Genomic DNA, 20,872 nt, shown 5'->3' with positions numbered 1-20,872 from the left:
TGGCAAACAAGGACCAGGCCACCCAAAGAAACCCCAACGACACCACACCCACAAAAGGCGCCATGCCGACGAGGACAAACACACCAAACAATCAGCACACTGTTGAGTTCTCAAAGGACAACCACACCACCGTACCACCCACTCACCGAGTGAGGCCTTCCGGAGGGCGAAGCTCCTAACTTAGTTGTTCGCAGGGCCCGGAGGCAACCCCGTTCCTTGCGATGGCGTGAACTCTACACACGCCGGAAACCTGCCCTGCACCGGGGGGGGTCGATCAGCGCGTCGGCGCTGGTCAAGCAAGGTGCCCGACCGATGGCCAGCCGAAACGCCCGGCGCCCCGGTCAGGTGGCCGCGAGCTCGACGCCCGCGGCGTTGCGCTTGCCCCGTCGCAGGACGAGCCAGCGCCCGTGCAGGAGGTCGGCGTCGGCCGGCTCCCACTCCTCCGACTCGACCTTGGCGTTGTTCACGTACGCCCCGCCCTCGGCGATCGTCCGGCGCGCGGCACCCCGGCCCGTGGACAGGCCGCTGCCCACGAGGAGGTCGACGATCGTCGGGCGCTCGGAGCGCGTCGCGGTGTACGACGGGATCTCCGCCATCGCGGCCGCCAGCGTGTCGGCGTCGAGCTCCGCGAGCTCCCCGCGCCCGAACAGCGCGCGGCTCGCGGCCTCCGCGCGGGCCACCTCCTCCTCGCCGTGCACCAGCGCGGTCACCGCCCGGGCGAGCGCGCGCTGGGCCTCCCGCGCCTGCGGCTTCTCCTCGGTCAGCCGCTCCAGCTCGGCGATCTCCTCGTGCGAGAGCCAGGTGAAGGCGCGCAGGTACGTGCCGACCATCGCGTCCTCGGCCTGGATCCAGAACTGGTAGAAGGCGTACGGGCTCGTCAGCTCGCGGTCGAGCCACACCGTGCCGCTCTCGGTCTTGCCGAACTTCGTGCCGTCGGCCTTCGTGATCAGCGGGGTGCCGAGGGCGTGCAGCGACCGCCCCTCGACGCGGTGGACGAGGTCGGTGCCCGCCGTGAGGTTGCCCCACTGGTCGCTGCCGCCGGTCTGCATCGTGCATCCGTAGCGGCGGAAGAGCTCGAGGAAGTCGTAGGACTGCAGCAGCTGGTAGGAGAACTCGGCATAGCTGATGCCCTCGTCGGACTCCATCCGCCGGCTCACGGCCTCCTTGGCCAGCATCCGGCCCACGCGGAAGTGCTTGCCGACGTCGCGCAGGAAGTCCAGCGCCGACAGGCCCTCGGTCCAGTCGAGGTTGTTGACGAGCAGCGCCGCGTTGGGGGCACGGGACGAGAAGTCGAGGAACGGCCGCAGCTGCGCCCCGAGCTTGTCGACCCACCCGGCGACGACGTCGCGGTCGTTGAGGCTGCGCTCCGAGGTGGGCTTCGGGTCGCCGATCAGGCCGGTGGCACCGCCGACCAGGGCGATCGGCCGATGGCCGGCCTGCTGGAAGCGGGCGAGCGTGAGCCACTGCAGCAGGTGCCCGATGTGCGCGCTCGGCGCGGTCGGGTCGATGCCGGAATAGAGGGTGACCATCCCCGCGTCGAGGTCGCGGCGCAGCGCGTCGAGATCGGTGCTCTGGGCGATGAGGCCCCGCCAGGCGAGGTCGTCGAGGATGTGCAGCTCGGTCACGCGTCCAGTCTGGCAGCCGGGATCCGTGTGGCCGCGATCACCAGTCCGGACCCTCGAGCCGGGCGCGCCCGGCCTTGTACGGGGTCACGGCCCGCGACCCGGCGGCCCAGAACCGCCACGGTCGTTCCTGGCCCGCGGCCACGCCGACGCGGGGGCCGGTGCGGATGTCGGCGTCCTGGACCGGGGTCCCGGCGTACAGGCGCACCGGCGAGGACGGGGCGAGCACGTCGACGCCGTTGTGCTCGCGCTCGAGCCCGAGCAGGGCGCACAGCCGGGCCGGCCCCTTCGCCAGCTCGGCGTCGCGGCCCCGGGCGGTGGGGCGGCGGGCGTGGGCAGCACCGACGTCGGAGAGCACCTCCCCCGCCCGCACGAGGACCGCGCCGGCGACCCCGTCCTGCCGGCAGACGATGTTCGCGCAGAAGTGCATGCCGTAGACGAAGTAGACGTACAGGTGCCCCGCCGGGCCCCACATGACCTCGTTGCGGGGCGTCTTGCCGCGGTAGCAGTGGGACCCGGGGTCGTCGTCACCCCGGTAGGCCTCGACCTCCACGAGACGGACCCGCACCTCGCCCTGCGGGGTGTCGGCCGCCAGCTCGCACCCGAGCAGGCGGCGGGCGGCCGGGAGCACGTCGTCGGCGAGCGCCGCGCGGTCGAGCAGCATCGGCGGTGATCCTGCCCCGCCGGGACCGGCGCTCAGCGCGGCGCCCCCGTTCGGGCCAGGTAGGCGACCGCGGGGACCGGTTCCGCCTCGTCGTACCCGACGGGCAGGTGCACGCGGCCGGCCGTGGTGCGGAAGTAGACCTCCCAGGCGTGGAAGCCAAGGTAGGCGCGCTCGTCGGCCTGCATCACCGCCGCGTAGGCGCGCACGGCGCGGACGTAGCGGTCGTCGTCGTTGTAGCGCTGAAGCGCCCGGTCGAGGCCGGCCTCGGTGTCGCCGCCGTTGGCCCGCAGGTAGTTCGCGGCGCCGAGGACCGCGTCGTGCGGGTCGGTGACGTCCCCGCCGAGCCCGTAGCTCGCCCACGTGCTCGGCATGAACTGCATCGGCCCCCGCGCCCCGGCCTCCGAGTGCGACGCGATCCGGCCCATCCGGCTCTCGACGAGGTTCACCGCGGCGAGCACCGTCCACGGCACCCCGAAGCGGTCCTGCGCCTCGGCGTACACCGCGCGCAGCTCGCCCGGCGGGAGCGGGGCGGCGATCCGCCAGGCCGGGAGCATGTCGCCGGGCCCGCGCTTCGCCATGGACAGGAGCTCGCGGCCGGCCCCGACGATGCGCTCGGTGCTCTCCCGGACCCGCGGCGACAGGGCGGCGAGGACGGGCGGCAGGCGTTCCGGACGGAAGGCGAGCTCCTCGTGCGCGACCTGGGCGGTGCGCGCCGCGGCCGCGACGTCCCCGGGCGTGCGGGCGGGGTCGGCGATCGTGGCCTGCGTGTCCTCGAGCACGCGGGCCAGCGCCCCCGGTTCCTCCGGGACCGACGGTCCGTGCGGGCCGATCGCGGCGCCGGCGTCCGCCGTGGCGGGGGCCGGGACGGGGGCCGGGACGGGGGCGGGCGCCGGGACGGCCGCCGGCGACGGCGCGTCGGCACAGCCGGCCCCGATCGCCAGCACGACCAGGGCGACGACCACCCGGCGGCCCGGCACTGCGCGCACGAGATCCACGCTAGTACCCGGGCCGCGACACGGACGAGGTCAGCGCCGCTCCACCGGCCGACCGGCCCAGGCGTGCGCCTCGATGGCGGCACCGAACACGCGGTCGAGCTGCTCGGCCACCCGCTTCGGGGCGGTGCCGCCGTGGGCGTCGCGCGAGGCGATCGACCCGGCGACGGTGAGGACCGCGCGCACGTCGGGGGTCAGCGCCGGGTCGCACCCGGCGAGCTCGTCGTCGGTGAGCTCGTCGAGCCCGACCCCGCGTTCCTCGGCGGCCCGCACGCAGGCGCCCGCCGCCGCGTGCGCCCGCCGGAACGGGACGCCCTGGCGTACCAGCCACTCGGCGAGGTCGGTGGCCAGGGTGAAGCCGGCCGGGGCGAGCGCGGCGAGGCGGTCGGTGTGGAACGTCAGCGTCCTGATCATCCCGGCCATCGCCGGGAGCACCATCGCGAGCTGGGCCGCCGAGTCGAACAGGGGCTCCTTGTCCTCCTGGAGGTCCCGGTTGTAGGCCAGCGGAAGCGCCTTGAGCGTGGTCATGAGCCCCGCGAGGTTGCCGACGAGCCGCCCCGCCTTGCCGCGCGCGAGCTCGGCGACGTCCGGGTTCTTCTTCTGCGGCATGATCGACGACCCGGTCGACCAGGCGTCCGCGAGCGTCACGTACCCGAACTCGGCGGTGGCCCAGAGGATGACCTCCTCGGCGATCCGCGAGAGGTCCACCGCGATCTGGGCCAGCACGTACGCGCCCTCGGCGGCCAGGTCGCGCGACGCCGTGCCGTCGATCGAGTTGTCGACGGCGTCGACGAACCCGAGGTCGTGGGCCACCGCGGCCGGGTCGAGGCCCAGCGACGTCCCGGCCAGCGCGCCCGACCCGTACGGCGAGTACGCGAGCCGCCGGTCGAGGTCACGGCACCGGCCGACGTCGCGCAGCAGGGCCTGGGCGTGCGCGCCGAGGTGGTGGGCGAGCAGCACCGGCTGGGCGTGCTGCAGGTGCGTGCGCCCCGGCATCACGGCCTCGGGGTGCGCCCGCGTCTGGATGAGCAGCGCGTCGACCACGCCCGCCAGGCCGCGCACGACCGAGCGCAGCTCGTCGCGCAGCCACATCCGCAGCTGGGTGGCGATCTGGTCGTTGCGGGAGCGCCCGGCGCGCAGCCGGCCGCCGACGTCCTCCCCCGCCCGCTCGATCAGCCCGCGCTCGAGGGCGGTGTGCACGTCCTCGTCGTCCGGGGCGGGCTGGAACGCCCCGGACGCGACGTCGTCGGCGAGCCGGCGCAGGGCGTCGAGCATCGCGTCGAGCTGGGAGTCGGTGAGCAGCCCGGCGCCGTGCAGCACCCGCGCGTGGGCGCGGGAGCCGGCGATGTCGTAGGGCGCGAGCACCCAGTCGAACTGCGTCGACTTGGACAGCGCCGCCATCACGGCGTCCGGGCCGGACGCGAACCGTCCGCCCCAGAGGGCGGACCCCTCCGAGGACGTCACTGCTGGTCGCGCTTTGCCAGATCCCGACGTGCGGCGATCTTCGACGGCAGGCCCCAGAGCTGCACGAAGCCCTTGGCCAGCGACTGGTCGAACAGGTCGCCCTCGTCGTAGGTGGCGAGGTTGAAGTCGTAGAGCGACTGGGCGCTGCGCCGGCCCGTCGGGACCGCGCGGCCGCCGTGCAGGGTCATGCGGATCTCGCCGGTCACGTGCTCCTGGGTGGAGTCGACGAAGGCGTCGAGGCTGCGGCGCAGCGGCGAGAACCACAGGCCGTCGTAGACCAGCTCGCCCCAGCGCTGCTCGACCTGGCGCTTGAACCGCGCCTGCTCGCGCTCGACGGTGACGTTCTCCAGCTCCTGGTGCGCGGTGATCAGCGCGATCGCGCCGGGGGCCTCGTAGACCTCGCGGCTCTTGATGCCGACCAGGCGGTCCTCGACCATGTCGAGCCGCCCGATGCCCTGGGCGCCGGCGCGCTGGTTGAGCTGCTCGATCGCCTGCAGCACCGAGACCTTCTGGCCGTCGATCGTCACCGGGACGCCGGCCTCGAAGCCGACGACCACCTCGTCGGCCTCGCGGGGCTCCGCGGGGTTCGCGGTGTAGGCGTAGACGTCCTCGATCGGCCCGTTCCAGATGTCCTCGAGGAAGCCGGTCTCGACCGCGCGGCCCCAGACGTTCTGGTCGATCGAATAGGGCGAGCGCTTGTTGACGTCGATCGGCAGCGAGCGCTCCTCGGCCCAGGCGATCGCCTTCTCGCGGGTCCAGGCGAAGTCGCGGACCGGCGCGATGACGTCGAGGTCCGGGGCGAGCGCTCCCACGCCGACCTCGAAGCGGACCTGGTCGTTGCCCTTGCCGGTGCAGCCGTGCGCGACCGTCGAGGCGCCGTGGGCGCGGGCGGCCTCGGCGAGGTGCTTGACGATCAGCGGCCGCGACAGGGCCGAGACCAGCGGGTAGCGCTCCATGTAGAGCGCGTTGGCACGCAGCGCCGGCAGGCAGAAGCCCTCGGCGAACTCGTCGCGCGCGTCGGCGACGGCGGCCTCGACCGCGCCGCAGTCCAGGGCCCGCTTGCGGATGACCTCGAGGTCCTCCCCGCCCTGCCCCACGTCGACGGCCACCGCGACGACCTCGCGCCCGGTCTCCTCGGCGATCCAGCCGATGGCGACCGAGGTGTCGAGACCCCCGGAGTACGCCAGCACGATCCGCTCGCTCACTGCTCTCCCTCTTCCTGCTCGTCCACGTTCTGGTGTGCGGTGGACGACCGCGCCGTCGTCCTGGTGCTCAGGGTCCGCAGCCGGGCTGCGAGGTCCGCCCCGTCGAGGGGCTCGCGGGCGACGACGAACACCGTGTCGTCGCCGGCGATGCATCCGACCACCTCGGCCAGCGCCGCACGGTCCAGCGCGCTGGCCAGGTAGTGCGCGGCTCCGGGCGGGGTGCGCAGCACCGCGAGGTTGCCGGAGTGGTCGGTGGAGACCAGCAGCTCGCCGAGCAGCCTGGTCAGTCTGTCGGTGCCCCCCACGACCCCGCGCACGGGGCTCCCGTCGTCGGGCACCACGTAGCGCCCGACGCCGCCGTCGACGCCGCGCAGCTTCACCGCGCCGAGCTCGTCGAGGTCGCGCGAGAGCGTCGCCTGGGTGACCTCGACGCCCTCGGACGCCAGCAGGGCCGCCAGCTCGGCCTGGCTGTGCACGTCGCGGTCGGTGAGCAGGGCGACGATGCGCGCCTGGCGCGCCGCCCGCGACGTCACTCCCCTGGTCTCGGTCACCGCGACCGCTCCACCAGCCACGTCAGCACGGCCTTCTGCGCGTGCAGGCGGTTCTCGGCCTCGTCCCAGACCGCCGAGGCGGGCCCGTCGATGACCTCGGCGGTGATCTCCTCCCCGCGGTGCGCGGGCAGGCAGTGCAGGACGGTGACGTCCGGGCGCGCCCGGACGACCGCCGCCGCGTCCAGCCGGTACGGGGCGAGCACCGCGCGGTCGCGCCCGTCGGACTCCTGGCCCATGGAGGTCCAGGTGTCGGTGACGAGCACGTCGGCGCCCTCGGCGGCGCCCGGGTCGTCGGTGACCGTGACCGACCCGCCCGTGTCCGTGGCCCGCGCCCGGGCCGCGTCGACCACCGCGTCGCTCGGCGTGAACCCCGTCGGCGCCGCGACCCGCACGTGCATGCCGGCGGTGGCCCCGCCGAGCAGCAGCGACTGCGCCATGTTGTTGGCCCCGTCGCCGAGGTAGGTCAGCGTCCGGCCCGCGGTGCCGCCCTGGCGCTCGCCGATGGTCTGCAGGTCGGCGAGGACCTGGCAGGGGTGGAAGCCGTCGGTCAGCGCGTTGATCACGGGGACGGTCGCGTGGTGGGCCATCTCCTGGATGCGGTCATCGCTGCTCGTGCGCCAGACGATCGCCTCGACGTAGCGCGAGAGCACCCGGGCCGTGTCGGCGATCGTCTCGCCGCGCCCGAGCTGGGCGTCCCGGCCGTCGATCATCACCGGGGTGCCGCCGAGCGCGGCGATGCCGACCTCGAACGAGACCCGCGTGCGGGTGGAGCTCTTGTCGAAGACCACCGCGACGGCGCGCGGGCCCGCGAGCGGGCGCTGCCCGAACGGGTCGGCCTTCATCGTCGCGGCGAGCTCGAGCACCTCGGACTGCTCGGCCGGGGTGAGGTCGTCGTCGCGCAGCAGGTGCCGGACCCGCGTGTTCACCGAGGTCGTCACGACCCTGCCGCCTCGGCCGCCGCGGCACCCTGGTCGAGCACCTCGGGCAGCGCAGCGACGAAACCGTCGAGCTGGGCGTCGGAGACGACCGCGGGCGGGGCGAGCCGCAGCCGGCCCGGCACCGCATTGTTGATGAGGTAGCCGGCGTCGCGCGCGGCGGCGGTGACCTGGGTGGACACCGGCTCGCGCAGCGCCACGCCGATGAGCAGGCCGGCGGCGTCGACGCCCGCGACCAGCGGGTGGTCGAGCTCGCCGATGCGGCGGCCGAGGTCCTTGCCGATCTCCTCGGCGCGGTCGAGCAGACCGTCGGCGGTGATCGTGTCGAGGACGGCGAGCGCGGCCGCGCAGGCGATCGGGTTGCCGCCGAACGTCGTGCCGTGCTGGCCGGGCCCGAGCAGGTCGCCCGCCGCGCCGAGCCCGATGCAGGCGCCGATCGGCAGGCCGCCGCCGAGGCCCTTGGCCAGGGTGACGACGTCCGGGGTGATCCCCGAACGCTGGTGGGCGAACCAGACGCCGGTGCGCCCGGTGCCGGTCTGCACCTCGTCGAGCACGAGCAGCGCGCCGTGCTCGAGGGTGATCTCGCGGGCCGCCTGCAGGTAGCCCTCGGGCGGGACCACGACGCCGGCCTCGCCCTGGATCGGCTCGAGGAACACCGCGGCGGTCTCGCCGTCGACCGCGGCGCGCAGGGCCTCGGTGTCGCCGTAGGGCACGAACTCGACGCCCGGCACCAGCGGCTCGAACGGCTCGCGCTTGGCCGGCTGCCCGGTGAGCGCGAGCGCGCCCATCGTGCGGCCGTGGAAGCCGCCCTCGGTGGCGATCACCTTCGTGCGTCCGGTGCGGCGGGTGATCTTCAGGGCGGCCTCGTTGGCCTCGGCGCCCGAGTTGCACAGCAGCACCCGGCCCCCACCGGAGATCGACTCGGCACCGAGCAGACCCAGCAGGCGCTCGGCGAGATCGACCGCGACCGGGTTGATGACGAGGTTCGACGTGTGCCCGAGGGTCGCGACCTGCGTGGACACGGCCTCGACGATCGCCGGGTGGGCGTGGCCGAGGAAGTTCACGGCGATGCCGCCGAGCAGGTCGAGGTACTCGCGGCCGTCGGCGTCCCACACCCGCGCGCCCTCGCCACGCACGATGCTGATCGGCGGGGTGCCGTAGTTGTCCATGAACGTCGAGACCCATCGGGTCCGGAGGTCCTCGCTCGTGACGGTCATGTCTAGGCCTCCTTCCCGTCGGCCGGGACGACCATCGTCCCGACCCCCGCGCTGGTGAACACCTCGAGCAGCACCGAGTGCGCCACCCGTCCGTCGATGACGTGCGCCCGGGGCACGCCGCCCTGCACCGCCCGCAGGCAGGCCTCCATCTTCGGGATCATCCCGCTGGACAGGGACGGCAGGAGCGCCGCCAGCTCGGCGTCGTCGATCTGCGAGCGCAGGCTCGAGCGGTCCGGCCAGGCGGTGTAGAGCCCCTCGACGTCGGTGAGCACGACGAGCTTGCGCGCGCCCAGCGCCTCGGCGAGCGCCGCCGCGGCGGTGTCGGCGTTGACGTTGTGCACGACGCCGTCGACGTCGGGCGCGACGGTCGACACGACCGGGATGCGCCCGCCGGCGACGAGGTCGAGCACGGCGGCCGGGTCGACCTCGACGACGTCGCCGACCAGGCCGACGTCGACCTGCTCGCCGTCGACGGTCGCGGTGCGCCGGGCCGCGGTGAACAGGCGCGCGTCCTCGCCCGAGAGGCCGACGGCGTAGGGGCCGTGGGCGTTGATCAGCCCGACCAGCTCGCGGCCGACCTGGCCGACGAGGACCATCCGCACGACGTCCATCGTCTCGGGGGTGGTGACGCGCAGACCGCCGCGGAACTCGCCCTCCATCCCGAGGCGGGTGAGCATGCTGGTGATCTGCGGGCCGCCGCCGTGCACGACGACCGGCCGGATGCCGGCGAGGCGCAGGAAGACCATGTCCTCGGCGAAGGCGCGGCGCAGGGCGTCGTCGGTCATGGCGTTGCCGCCGTACTTCACGACGACGACCGCGTCCTGGAAGCGCTGCAGCCAGGGCAGCGCCTCGGCGAGGACGCCCGCCTTGGCGGCGGCGTCCTGGTAGCGGTCCGGGACGTCGGGGGGAACCGGGATGGAGGTCGTCACGAGGAGTAGGCGCTGTTCTCTTCGACGTAGGCGTGCGAGAGGTCGGTCGTGAGGACGGTGGCGGTCCCGTCCCCGAGGCCGAGGTCGACCTCGACGGTGACCTCCGGGCCCGAGAGGTCGGCATCGTGGCGGTCGCCGACCGCGGCCGCGGCCGCGCAGAGCAGGACGCCGTTGACGGTCACGCTCAGCGTCCCGGGCTCGACCGCCGCCTCGCTCGCCCCGACCGCCGCGGCGATCCGGCCCCAGTTCGGGTCGGAGCCGAAGAGCGCGGTCTTGACCAGGCTGTCGCGAGCGACGGTGCGGGCGGCGACGAGGGCGTCGCGGTCGTCGCGGGCCCCGCTGACGGTGACCGCGATCCGCTTGGTGACGCCCTCGGCGTCGGCCTGCAGGCCCCGCGCGAGGTCGGCGCACACCTCGGTGAGGACCTCGGTGAACGCGTCGGCGTCGGCCTCGACCCCGGAGGCGCCGGACGCGAGCAGCAGCACGGTGTCGTTGGTGCTCATGGAGCCGTCGATGTCGAGGCGGTCGAAGGTCCGCGCCGTGGCCGCCCGCAGGGCGGCGTCCGCCTGGTCGGCGCCGACGAGGGCGTCCGTGGTGATCACGACCAGCATCGTCGCGAGGCTCGGCGCCATCATCCCGGCGCCCTTGGCGAATCCGCCGACCGTCCACCCGTGGCGGCCGACCGCGGACTGCTTGTCGACGGTGTCGGTGGTCAGCACGGCGGTGGCGGCGCGGGTGCCCGCGTCCTCGCCGTCGGCGAGCTGCCCGGCGGCGTCCTCGACCCCGGCGAGCAGCTTCTCGATCGGCAGGCGCTCGCCGATGAGGCCCGTGGAGCAGACGCCGACCTCGATGGCGCCGCAGCCCAGGACGTCGGCGACCTTCTCGGCGGTCCGGTGGGTGTCGCCGAAGCCGTCGGGCCCGGTGCAGGCGTTGGCGCCGCCGGCGTTGAGCACGACGGCGCGCAGGTGCTGCTCCACGAGCACCTGCTGCGACCACAGCACCGGCGCGGCCTTGACCTGGTTGCGGGTGAACACGCCGGCCGCGACCTGCTGGGGGCCGTCGTTGACGACGAGGGCGACGTCGGGGCGCTCGCCATGCGAGCGGATGCCCGCCCGGACGCCGGCGGCCCGGAAGCCCTGCGGGGCGGTGACGCTCACGGGCTGACCCCGGTGGTCGGGAGACCGAGGGTCTCGTCGAGGCCGAGGGCCAGGTTGACCGACTGGAACGCGCCGCCGGCCGTGCCCTTGGTGAGGTTGTCGATGACGGCGGTGACGACGAGGCGGCCGGCGTCGGGGTCGACGACGACCTGGATCTGCACGCTGTTCGAGCCCACGACCGACTTGGTCTGCGGCTGGACGCCGGCGGGCAGCAGGTGCACGAACGGCTCGGCGTCGTAGGCCTTGGCGTAGACCTCGCGGGCCTGCTCCTCGGTGACACCGTCGTCGGCCAGCGGGGCGCTGGCGACCGCGAGGATGCCGCGCGGCATGGGGGCGAGCACCGGGGTGAAGGAGACCCGCACCGGCTCGGGGCTGACGGTGGCGAGGTTCTGGACGATCTCGGGGGTGTGCCGGTGCCCGCCGCCGACGCCGTACGCGGTGGCCGAGCCCATCACCTCGGAGCCGAGCAGGTGCGCCTTGGCGGCCTTGCCGGCGCCGGACGTGCCGGAGAACGCGACGATGCCGACGTCGGGCTCCACGAGCCCGGCGGCGACCGCGGGGAACGCCGCGAGGGTGCTCGCGGTCGGGTAGCAGCCGGGGACGGCGATGCGCCTGCTGTTCCGCAGCCGTTCGCGGGCGCCCGGCAGCTCGGGCAGGCCGTAGGGCCAGGCGCCGGCGTGCTCGCCGCCGTACCAGCGCTGCCAGGCGGCGGGGTCGGTGAGCCGGTGGTCGGCGCCGCAGTCGACGACGAGGGTGTCGGTGGTGCCGTCCGCCCTCCCGAGCTGCGCGGCCAGCTCCGCCGAGCGCCCGTGGGGCAGCGCGAGGAACACCACGTCGTGCCCCGCGAGCTGCTCGGGTGTCGTCTCGGCGATCGTCCGGTCGGCGAGCGTGGGCAGGTGGGGCTGGTGGGCCCCGAGGGTGGTGCCCGCGGACTCGCCCGCCGTCACCGCCCCGATCTCGACCTCGGGATGGCCGAGGGCGAGGCGCAGGACCTCACCCCCGACGTACCCGCTGGCTCCGGCGACCGCGACGCGCATACGTATGAGTATGCGCCCCTTCGAAAATCCATGCAACCGAGGTGATCAACGGCGCCTCTCCCGGCGCGGGCGCGGCCAGGTGTACGGGATCGTCTCCTCCGGGCCGAGGAGTCGCCAGCGGTCCCGCAGCGCGCGGAGCTCCTGCACCGCGATCGCCACCCGGGCGGTCGTGAACGGGCTGGACCCGGTGGCCGTGATGCCCCACGCCGCGTCCAGGGCCGCCGTCGTCGCCGGGCCGTCGCGGTCGACGCTCTGCTGCAGCACGCCGACCACGGTCTCGGCGAGCCGCAACCCGTCGGCGTTGGCCCGGCGCACGGCGTCGGAGCGCTGCCGGCGGTCGTGGCGCTGCTTGCCGGCGACGACCTCGATGCTCTCGAACAGCGCGCCGGCCGCGATCGAGCCCCAGAGCCCCTCGGTGATGCCCAGCGCGCGCTCGCCGACGAGGTGGACGGCGTCGTGCGGGACGTCGCCGGTCCGCTCGTAGGAGCGCAGACGCAGCCGCACACCGTCGTCCCGGTCGATCAGCGCGAGCGACCCGCCGTCGGGACGCTTCGAGAACGCGACGTGCACGGGGCCATGCGACCACGCCGGTCCAGCGATTACTGGCGGGAGCGGTCCTCGCCCCGGGAGTGGCGCGGGCGGCTCGTGGACGGGTACGGCGCGCGGGGGCCGTCGGCCGCGCGCTCGCTCTCCCGCGGGGTGGACGGGAACGACGGGTGCGGCTCGCGGAAGGACCCGGTGTCGCTCGGCCCGCCGAACGACGAGAAGTCCGACGCGAACTCCGCGGAGAACGAGCCCGCGGGGAACGGCTCGGCGAAGGGGTACGACGGGTGCGGGTCGCGCACCGCCGGGATGCCGCCGGACTGGGCCGCCGCGATCTGCAGGGCCGGGATGCCCTGCGAGTCGGTCGCGCTCGACGGCGTCGGCTCCGGGGTCGGGGTGGCGCGCCGGGGCCCCGTGACGGACGGGTCGGCGCCCCAGGTCGGGGTCGGGATCGGGCCCGAGGTCGGCACCGGCGTGGCCCCGGTCGGGGGGTCGAGGGGCGTCTGGGGGCCGGCGACCTGCTCCTCGACCTCGGCGGGCGGCACGACCGTCGGCGGGGCGTCGGTGTCGGGCAGCGGGGCGGCGTCACGGCGCCCGACGGCGACGAGGTCGCGGCCGAGGAGCCCGGAGACCAGCCAGTCGAGGGCGATCCGCACGGTGCGGTCCGCGGTCGGCATGGCCCACAGGTGGTAGGCGCGGTGCAGCACGAACGCCGGCCAGCCCGTCAGGCGCAGCGGGCCGATCTGGGCCGCACCGCGCCGGCGGCCCAGACCGGCCACGGCCCCGGAGTTCTTGTGCCGGTAGCCGCGGAGCAGCCGGCCGGCGAGGAACGCGTCGATGTTGCGGGCGAGCAGGCGCGCCTGGCGCACCGCGTGCTGGGCCGTCGGCGCCGTGGTGATCGGCTCGCCCTCGCGCGGGACCGGCACGGTCACGTCGGGGACCGCGGCGCAGTCGCCGGCGGTGAACACGTGCGCCCGGTCCCGGACCTGCAGGGTCGTCGCGCAGCGCACGCGCCCGCGCGGGTCCAGGGGCAGGTCGGTGCGCTCGAGCAGCGGGTTCGGCACGGAGCCCGCGGCGACGACGATCGTGTCGGTGCGGAAGGTGGGGCCGCCGGCGAGCACGACGGTCCCGCCGTGCGCCGAGGTGATCTTCGCGCCGACCCGGACCTCGATCCCGCGGCGCAGCAGCTGGGCGTGCACGCGGGCGGCGAGCGCCGGGCTGACCTCGGGCATGATCCGCCCGGCCGCCTCGAGGAGCACCCACTGGATCTCCTCGGCGACGTAGCCGGGCTGGTGCTTCGCGGCCCGGCGCGTCATGTCCTCGAGCTCGCCGAGCACCTCGAGCCCCGCGAACCCGCCGCCGATCACGGTGAAGGTCAGCAGGCGGCGGCGCTCGCCCGGGTCGGTGGTCGACGCCGCCGCGTCCAGCCGGGACAGGACGTGCTCGCGCAGGGCCAGGGCGTCGGTGACCGAGCGGAACGGCAGCGCCCGGTCCGCGAGGCCGGGGATCGGCAGGCGCCGGGGCGACGTGCCGGGGGCCACCACGAGGACGTCGTAGCCGATCTCGCGGGTGCCGCCGTCGGGCAGGCTGACCACCGCGCGGCGCTGGGCGTCGTCCACCGCGGCGACCGAGCCGGTGATCACGTCGCAGCGGCGCAGGGCCTTGCGCAGCGGGACGGTGAGGTGACGCGGCTCGATCGCGCCGGCCGAGGCCTCGGGGAGGAACGGCTGGTAGGTCATGTGCGCCTGGGGGTCGACCACCGTGATGCCGGCGATGCCGGACGTGGCGGCGCCGGGGCCGAGGTGGCGGCCACCCCGGGTGCCGCCGGGCAGGCGGGCCTGCAGGGCCCGCGCGGCGACGAGCCCCGCGTAGCCGCCGCCGACGACGAGCACGCGCGCGCCTTCGGCAGCCTCGCCGGTCTCGCGCGACCGGAGCCGGGCGAGGAAGACCACCGCGACGACGCACAGGAAGCCGCCGAGCGCCGCGGCGCCCCAGGCGGGCAGCGCCCCGAACACCCAGAACAGCGCGACGATGATCGGGCCGATGACCAGCAGCACGCCGCGCCCGACCACGAAGTCCGTGGTCGCCCAGGCGCTCCCGGAGCTGTCGGAGCCTGCCGCGCCCTCGGGAAGGGGCGGCTCGTCGGGCGCGCTGGACATGCAGGAGCTCCTCGCTGATCGGGGTCGAGGCGGCCGGCCCGGACGGAGGGGAGCCTCCGGGTCACGACCAGGTCACGCTACGGAGACGGATCATGGCGAGGGGCGCACCTGAGAGCGCGACGCGCCGCCGGCCGGTCACGGCGCCCCGCGGCGCGGTCACCGGTCGGGGGATCGCCCGAACGGACGACGAACGGACCGCCGGGCTCTCAGGAACGGCGACGAACGGTCCTCAGGGGAGCCGGGCGTGCGCCCGCCCGACCGCGGCCTCGGTGCGCTCGTCGAGGGTGCCGAACGGCGCGACCTCCAGGCGACCCCGGGGCGCCGCCCACGTCCCCACGATCCGGCCGCGGTGGACGACGGTCGCCCGGAACACCCCGTTGCCCCCGGGGACGATCCGGTCGAGGTGCTCGGGCTCGAGGACGTCGTCGCGGCGGCCGTAGCCGAGCACGAACTCGTCGAAGCCGGGCAGCAGGTGCACGCCCAGGGCCTGCCGGCGGCGCGCCGCGAGGAGGTCGGGCACCGCCGGGTCCATGAGGTAGTCGGTGCCGTCGACGTCCAGGCTCGCGAGTTCGGGGCGGACCAGCGCGAGGCCGACGTCGACGTCGGCGGCGGGGATGTTCGTCCAGCGCGCGAAGTCGGCGCGCGTCGCGGGGCCGTGCGAGCGGAAGTACCGCCGCGCCCACTCCCCCAGCGCCTCGTCGCGCTCCAGCCGCCGGGGCGCGGGGATCCACCGCGCGACGTCGACGATGACGGGCTCGAGCTTCTCCGTGGTCGCGCCCCGCTCCGCGTCGTCTCCGTGGTCGAAGGGCCCGAAGCACAGCACCCCGTCGGCCGCGAGCGCGCCGAGCAGGTGGTAGCCGCGACCCTTCACCGGATCGAGGCCCGCCCGCTCCCAGACCGCGAACAGCGCCTCGCGGGTGGCCGGCACGGCGCCGAGGGCCAGCTCGCCGGCCCGCTCGACGTCCGCGTCGGTGAGCCCCAGCTCGCCGCGGCGGCGCGCCGCCTGGACCCGTGGACGCACCGTGCCGAGCGGGAGCATCCAGCCGAGGTCCTCGGCCGGCACGCAGTGCAGCGTCCCGCGCATCGGCCAGCTGCGCACGACCGTGCCGGCGTCGCACGCCGCCACCACGGCCGCGCGCGAGCGGCTCCGCGTCCGCAGGGCCAGCGACGTGAGCGCGCCGGGGAGGTCCTGGGCCTGGACGGCGCCGAGGTGGCGGACCACCCCGGCGACGTCGTCGCTGTCCGGGCTGACGAGCCCGAGCGATACCAACCGCAGCAGGCCGACCTCGGAGACCCGTCGCCCGCTCATGCGCCCAGATGCTGCCGGAACCACGCGACGGCGTGGGCGTCGACCTCGGCGGCGTGCGGCGTCTGCGGCGCCGGCTCGAGGCCCGGCTCCTCGGCCAGCGCGTGCCCCATCCCCTGGATCACGACGAGGTCCGCCGGCCCGCGCGCGCCCGCCACGAGTTCCCGGGTGGGCTCGAGGAAGGCGGTGGGCTCGTCCTCGGAACCCACGACGAAGCGCACCGGCGTGGTGCCGAGCTCGGCGACCCGCGCGACGTAGTCCATGCGGTCGGCGACCGCGTCGGACTCCGGGCCCCACCGGTAGTCGACCCCGAAGAGCTTGCCGAGCGTCGCGACCACCGGCCGCAGCTGCACGAGCGGGCTGACGGCGACGAGCGCCGTGACGTCGTCGCGGCGCGTGGTGACCTCGAGCGCGACCCCGGCCCCCGCCGAGCCCCCGAACAGGCCGAGCGGACCCTCGATCCCGAACCGCTCGCGCAGGGCGGTCAGCGCGCCGTCGAACTCGTCGGCGGCCTCGGCGTTGACCGGCCCGTGCATGAGCACGACCGCGTCCTCGTAGCCGAGCGCCATGAGCTCGTCCATGCCGCCCGCGGGCAGGCGCGCGCCCATCTTCGGCAGGCAGAGATAGACGCGCCAGGCGTCGAGGCCCGCCAGCGGCAGCGCCGCCGCGAAGGCCGCCTCGCTGCGCGGCGCGTCCATGAGGTGCCAGCCGACGACGACCGGCGCGTCGGCCCGCGGCCCGCCCTCCGGCGGCACGACGAGGAAGGGCACACCGGCTGCGGTCCCGGTCTCGGCCATGGGAGCTCCTCTCACCAACTGTACGGTGTCCAGCATACTGGACGGTGTACAGTTCGTCCATGTCCCGGACCCCCGGTCAGCGTGCCGGACTGACCCACGACGCGGTCCTCGCCGCGGCGAGGACGGTGTTCGCCGAGCGCGGACTGCCCGGGCTCTCGATGCGCTCGGTCGCGGGCGAGCTCGGCGTCGCCCCGAACGCCCTCTACAGCCACGTCACGGACAAGGACGCCCTGGTCGACGCGCTGCTCGACGACCTGCTCGGCGCGCTCGCTCCCCCGGCGCCGGACGCCGACCCGGTCGCCGGGCTGCGCGGGACCATGCTGGCGACGTTCGACCTGCTCGGGCGGCACGCCGACCTCGTGCCGCTCTACCTCGCGCGCCAGGGTGCGCGCGGGCCGCACGCCCGCGCGCTGGGCGAGGCGATGGTCGTCCTGCTCGCCCGTCTGGGCGTCGACGAGGCGGCGGGCCGGGTGGTCCGCGCCCTCATCGTCAGCACGCTGGGCTACGCCGCGCTCGCGACGGCCGACGCGCCGCTGGGCACGGCCGAGCTGCGCGCCGACCTGGAGGTCACCCTGGACTGGCTGCTCCGCGGCGCGGTGGGTTAGCGCAGCCGCGCGCCGACCCGCTCGGAGGCCGTCTCGACGGCCGCGTCCCGCCGGGCGGACGCCTCCTCGAGGGTGAGCGTGCGGTCGGGGGCGCGCAGGCGCAGGGCGAAGGCGAGCGAGCGCTTGCCCTCGCCCACCTGCGGGCCGGCGTAGACGTCGAACAGGCGCACGTCCTCGACGAGGTCGCCGCCGCCGTCGCGCAGCGCGGAGACCACCGAGGCGGCGGGCACGGTCTCGTCGAGCACCAGGGCCACGTCGAGCAGCACCGGCGGGAACGACGACACGGCGGGCACCGGGCGGTCCTCGGCGAGCGGGAGCCGGTCGAGCTCGACCTCCATGGCGCAGGTCCGCGCGGGCAGGCCGAGGGCCTCGAGGACCTTCGGGTGCAGCTCGCCCGCGTGGCCGACCAGCGTGTCGCCGTACCGCAGCGCCGCGCAGCGCCCCGGGTGCCAGGGCGCGTGCACGTCGGCGGACACCGTGAGCTCCGCGCCGTACACGCGGCCCACCACGCGGGCGGCCTCGATCGCGTCGGCCCAGTCGGCAGGCCGCCCGGGTCCCCACCAGCCCGCGCGCTCCCACGCGCCGGCGAGCACCGCACCGACCCGCAGCGGCTGGGCGGGCAGGCCCGCGAGCACCGAGGCGATCGCGGCGTCGTCGGGGCGGGCGTCCACGGGCAGCACGGGCGCCGCGGGCGGGTCGCCCGCACCGGGGCGCACCACCTGCCCGACCTGGTAGAGCGCGAGGTCGCGCAGCCCGCGCGAGACGTTGCGGACCACCGCGTCGAGCAGGCCCGGCAGCAGCGTGGTGGCCATCAGCGACCGGTCGGCGTCGAGCGGGTTCGCCAGGCGCAGGGCGTGGCGGCGGTCGTCGTCGGCGTCGAGGCCGAACGCGTCGAACACCGCGGGCGCGACGAACGGCGAGGGGAGCACCTCGTCGTAGCCGGCGTCGGCGAGGGCCCGCGACACCTGACGGCGCCGGCGCTGGGCCAGCGTGAGGCCGGTGCCCGGATGTGCGGCGGGCAGCTCCGACGGGATGCCGGCGTAGCCCTCGAGCCGCAGGACCTCCTCGACGAGGTCGGCCGGGCGCGTGAGGTCGGGGCGCCAGGTCGGGGGCACGGCCCGCAGGCCGGCGCCGCCGCCGTCGCCCGGGTCGGCGCCGGCGACCTCGACCGCGCACCCGATCTGCGAGAGCCGGCGCACCACGGCCCCGCGCTCGTAGCGCGTGCCGGCCACGCGGTCGGGCAGGTCGAGCGCCATGACGACGGGCTCGGGAGCGGGCACCGGATCGGAGAAGGGGCCCTCGTCGGTGACGCCCGGCGCCACCGTCGCCCCGCCGTAGTTGGCGAGCAGCCAGGCGGCGCGGTCGGTGGCGGCGCGCGCGACCGCGGGGTCGACCTCGCGCTCGAAGCGGCGGGCGGCCTCGCTGGGCAGGCGGTGGCGGCGCGCCGCGCGGGCCACCGACGGCGCGTCCCACGTGGCGGCCTCGAGCAGGACGTCCGAGGTCCCGGCGCCGACCTCCGTGCTCGCGCCGCCCATCACGCCCGCGAGCCCGATCGGCCCGGAGTCGTCGGTGACGACGACGTCGTCGACGTCGAGGGCGCGCTGGGCGTCGTCCAGCGTCGTGATCTTCTCGTCGGCGGCGGCGCGCCGGACGACGACGTCGCCGGTCACCGTGGCGGCGTCGTAGGCGTGCATCGGCTGGCCCAGCTCGAGCATCACGTAGTTCGTGACGTCGACGGCCAGGGAGATCGGGCGGACCCCGCAGAGCAGCAGCCGGCGGCGCAGCCACCACGGCGAGGGCGCGGTCGGGTCGAGGCCGGTGACGCGCCGGGCGACGAAGCGCCGGCACTGCGACGACGGGTCGAGCCGGACCGGCCAGGCGTCCCCGTCCGCGGCGGGCAGGTCGTGGCCCAGGAGCGCCGGGTCGCCGTACGGCGCGTCGAGGGCGCCGGCGAGCTCGCGGGCCAGGCCGCGCACGGAGAGGCAGTAGCCGCGGTCGGGTGTGACGGCGATGTCGAGCACCGCGTCGCCCAGCCCGAGCAGCTCCGCGGCGTCGTCGCCGGGGTCGGCCGTGCCGGGCGGCAGCACGAGGATGCCGCTGTGGTCGTCGCCGAGGCCGAGCTCGTCGAGGGCGCAGATCATGCCGTCGGAGACGTGGCCGTAGGTCGTGCGCGCGGCGATCGCGAAGTCGCCGGGCAGCACCACGCCGGGCAGGGCCACGACGACGAGGTCACCCTCGGCGAAGTTGGTGGCGCCGCAGACGATGCCCCGGGTGCCCGCGCCCTCGCCCTCGGCGTCGTTGTGCTCCGCGCCCACGTCGACCCGGCAGTACCGGATCGGCTTCTTGAACTCGGTGAGCTCCTCGACGCTCGCGACGCGGCCGACGACGAGCGGGCCGGTGGTGGTCGGGACGGCGACGACGTCCTCGACCTCGAGACCCACCCGGATGAGCGCCTCACCGACGGCGTCGGCGGACGGCTCCTCGGAGGGCAGGTCGACGTGCTCGAGGAGCCACGAGACGGGGACGCGCACGGCTGACCGGGCCTTTCTGGAGCGGGATACGGGACGGGCGTCGGCTAGGGCTCGACGGCGAAGGCCGAGGTGAACCGCACGTCGCCCTCGACCATGTCGCGCATGTCGGGCAGGCCGTTGCGGAACATCAGCGTGCGCTCGAGGCCCATCCCGAAGGCGAAGCCGGAGTAGACGTCGGGGTCGACGCCGCAGGCGCGCAGCACGTTCGGGTCGACCATCCCGCAGCCGCCCCACTCGACCCAGCCGGCGCCGCCCTTCTTCTGCGGGAACCAGACGTCGGGCTCGGCCGAGGGCTCGGTGAACGGGAAGTACGACGGCCGCAGGCGGATCGTCGACTCCTCGCCGAACATCGCCCGCGCGAACGCGTCGAGGGTGCCCTTGAGGTGGGCCATGGTCAGGCCCTTGTCGATGGCCAGGCCCTCGATCTGGTGGAAGACCGGGGTGTGGGTCGCGTCGAGCTCGTCGGTGCGGAACGTGCGCCCCGGGCACACGACGTAGACGGGCAGGTCGCGCTCCAGCAGCGCGCGGATCTGCACCGGCGAGGTGTGGGTGCGCAGCACCTGGCGGGCCGGCGCGGGCTCGACGTGGAACGTGTCCTGCATCGTGCGCGCCGGGTGGTCGGGCAGGAAGTTCAGGGCGTCGAAGTTGAACCACTCCGACTCGACCTCGGGGCCCTCGGCGACCTCGTAGCCCATGGCGACGAAGATGTCGGCGATCCGCTCGGAGAGCTGGGTCAGCGGGTGGCGGCTGCCGCGCGGGTGCCGGTCGCCGGGCAGCGTGACGTCGACGGCCTCCTCGGCCAGCATCCGCTCGTCGCGCTCGGCGGAGAGAACCTCGTGGCGCTCGTCGTACGCGGTCTGGATGGCCACGCGGACCTCGTTGACCCGCTTGCCGGACTCCGAGCGCGCCTGCGGCGGCAGCGCCCCGATCTCCCGGCGCGCGGTGAGCACCGGCGACCGGTCGCCCAGGTGCGCGGGCTTGAGCGCCGTGAGCGCCTCGAGCGTGCTGGCCCCGGCGAACGCGGCGGACGCGTCCGCCCGGGCGGCGTCGAGCGTCTCGGGGTCGAGCGCCGCGACCTGCTTGGGGTCGTAGAGGTCGTTGGTGCCGGACATCGAGGTCGTCGCTCCTGGGGGCTCTCGGGTGCCCGACGATGGTATC

General features: G+C 75.4%; 18 protein-coding genes. 1 reads left to right on the top strand and 17 read right to left on the bottom strand.

Annotated elements, in window-relative coordinates; all coding sequences use genetic code 11:
* Positions 1-341: 341 nt before the first annotated feature.
* From tyrS to PHK61_RS19470, 15 genes are all read right to left on the bottom strand, one after another.
* Complete coding sequence (gene tyrS, locus PHK61_RS19540) at positions 342-1,625, bottom strand: tyrosine--tRNA ligase (RefSeq protein WP_274282676.1); 1,284 nt, start codon at positions 1,623-1,625, stop codon at positions 342-344.
* A 37-nt stretch (positions 1,626-1,662) separates the two neighbouring features.
* Complete coding sequence (locus PHK61_RS19535; RefSeq protein ID WP_274282675.1) at positions 1,663-2,286, bottom strand: DNA-3-methyladenine glycosylase; 624 nt, start codon at positions 2,284-2,286, stop codon at positions 1,663-1,665.
* A 32-nt stretch (positions 2,287-2,318) separates the two neighbouring features.
* Positions 2,319-3,272 (bottom strand): lytic transglycosylase domain-containing protein, encoded by a 954-nt coding sequence (locus tag PHK61_RS19530; RefSeq protein WP_274282674.1) that lies wholly within the window; start codon positions 3,270-3,272, stop codon positions 2,319-2,321.
* A 39-nt stretch (positions 3,273-3,311) separates the two neighbouring features.
* On the bottom strand, positions 3,312-4,742 hold the full coding sequence (gene argH / locus PHK61_RS19525; protein ID WP_274282673.1) for an argininosuccinate lyase: 1,431 nt from the start codon (positions 4,740-4,742) through the stop codon (positions 3,312-3,314).
* Positions 4,739-5,947: an argininosuccinate synthase gene (locus tag PHK61_RS19520; protein WP_274282672.1), complete on the bottom strand. Its 1,209-nt coding sequence runs from the start codon at positions 5,945-5,947 to the stop codon at positions 4,739-4,741. Before PHK61_RS19520 ends, argH begins: the two co-directional genes overlap by 4 nt.
* On the bottom strand, positions 5,944-6,498 hold the full coding sequence (locus PHK61_RS19515) for an arginine repressor (RefSeq protein ID WP_274282671.1): 555 nt from the start codon (positions 6,496-6,498) through the stop codon (positions 5,944-5,946). The genes PHK61_RS19520 and PHK61_RS19515 overlap by 4 nt, the downstream gene beginning before the upstream one ends.
* Positions 6,495-7,436 (bottom strand): ornithine carbamoyltransferase, encoded by a 942-nt coding sequence (gene argF / locus PHK61_RS19510; protein ID WP_274282670.1) that lies wholly within the window; start codon positions 7,434-7,436, stop codon positions 6,495-6,497. Before argF ends, PHK61_RS19515 begins: the two co-directional genes overlap by 4 nt.
* Positions 7,433-8,650 (bottom strand): acetylornithine transaminase, encoded by a 1,218-nt coding sequence (locus tag PHK61_RS19505; RefSeq protein ID WP_274282669.1) that lies wholly within the window; start codon positions 8,648-8,650, stop codon positions 7,433-7,435. Before PHK61_RS19505 ends, argF begins: the two co-directional genes overlap by 4 nt.
* Positions 8,651-8,652: 2 nt before the next feature.
* Positions 8,653-9,579 (bottom strand): acetylglutamate kinase, encoded by a 927-nt coding sequence (argB, locus tag PHK61_RS19500; protein ID WP_274282668.1) that lies wholly within the window; start codon positions 9,577-9,579, stop codon positions 8,653-8,655.
* Positions 9,576-10,736, bottom strand: a complete 1,161-nt coding sequence (gene argJ / locus PHK61_RS19495; protein ID WP_274282667.1) for a bifunctional glutamate N-acetyltransferase/amino-acid acetyltransferase ArgJ — start codon at positions 10,734-10,736, stop codon at positions 9,576-9,578. The genes argB and argJ overlap by 4 nt, the downstream gene beginning before the upstream one ends.
* Positions 10,733-11,779: an N-acetyl-gamma-glutamyl-phosphate reductase gene (gene argC, locus PHK61_RS19490; RefSeq protein WP_274282690.1), complete on the bottom strand. Its 1,047-nt coding sequence runs from the start codon at positions 11,777-11,779 to the stop codon at positions 10,733-10,735. The genes argJ and argC overlap by 4 nt, the downstream gene beginning before the upstream one ends.
* 39 nt (positions 11,780-11,818) lie before the next feature.
* Positions 11,819-12,343 (bottom strand): hypothetical protein, encoded by a 525-nt coding sequence (locus PHK61_RS19485; protein WP_274282666.1) that lies wholly within the window; start codon positions 12,341-12,343, stop codon positions 11,819-11,821.
* A 29-nt stretch (positions 12,344-12,372) separates the two neighbouring features.
* Positions 12,373-14,475, bottom strand: a complete 2,103-nt coding sequence (locus PHK61_RS19480; RefSeq protein ID WP_274282665.1) for an FAD-dependent oxidoreductase — start codon at positions 14,473-14,475, stop codon at positions 12,373-12,375.
* Between the two features lie 229 nt (positions 14,476-14,704).
* Complete coding sequence (locus tag PHK61_RS19475; RefSeq protein ID WP_274282664.1) at positions 14,705-15,784, bottom strand: winged helix DNA-binding domain-containing protein; 1,080 nt, start codon at positions 15,782-15,784, stop codon at positions 14,705-14,707.
* Positions 15,781-16,578 (bottom strand): alpha/beta hydrolase family protein, encoded by a 798-nt coding sequence (locus tag PHK61_RS19470; protein ID WP_274282663.1) that lies wholly within the window; start codon positions 16,576-16,578, stop codon positions 15,781-15,783. Before PHK61_RS19470 ends, PHK61_RS19475 begins: the two co-directional genes overlap by 4 nt.
* Before the next feature lie 59 nt (positions 16,579-16,637).
* On the opposite strand from PHK61_RS19470, the gene PHK61_RS19465 reads away from it, so the two are divergent.
* Complete coding sequence (locus tag PHK61_RS19465; protein WP_274282662.1) at positions 16,638-17,183, top strand: TetR/AcrR family transcriptional regulator; 546 nt, start codon at positions 16,638-16,640, stop codon at positions 17,181-17,183.
* Here the strand turns inward: PHK61_RS19465 and pheT are convergent.
* Together pheT and pheS are read right to left on the bottom strand one after the other, a co-directional pair.
* Positions 17,180-19,714, bottom strand: coding sequence for a phenylalanine--tRNA ligase subunit beta (pheT, locus tag PHK61_RS19460; protein WP_274282661.1), 2,535 nt, complete (start codon positions 19,712-19,714; stop codon positions 17,180-17,182). The genes PHK61_RS19465 and pheT overlap by 4 nt on opposite strands.
* 44 nt (positions 19,715-19,758) lie before the next feature.
* Entirely contained in the window at positions 19,759-20,826 is a 1,068-nt protein-coding gene (gene pheS / locus PHK61_RS19455) for a phenylalanine--tRNA ligase subunit alpha (RefSeq protein ID WP_274282660.1), read from the bottom strand.
* Between the last annotated feature and the right edge of the window lie 46 nt (positions 20,827-20,872).

The sequence above is a fragment of the Actinomycetospora lutea genome (assembly GCF_028737205.1).
Lineage (GTDB): Bacteria > Actinomycetota > Actinomycetes > Mycobacteriales > Pseudonocardiaceae > Actinomycetospora > Actinomycetospora lutea.
The sequence above is the reverse complement of the archived record's forward strand: the minus strand, read 5'-3'. Positions and strand labels throughout refer to the sequence as shown.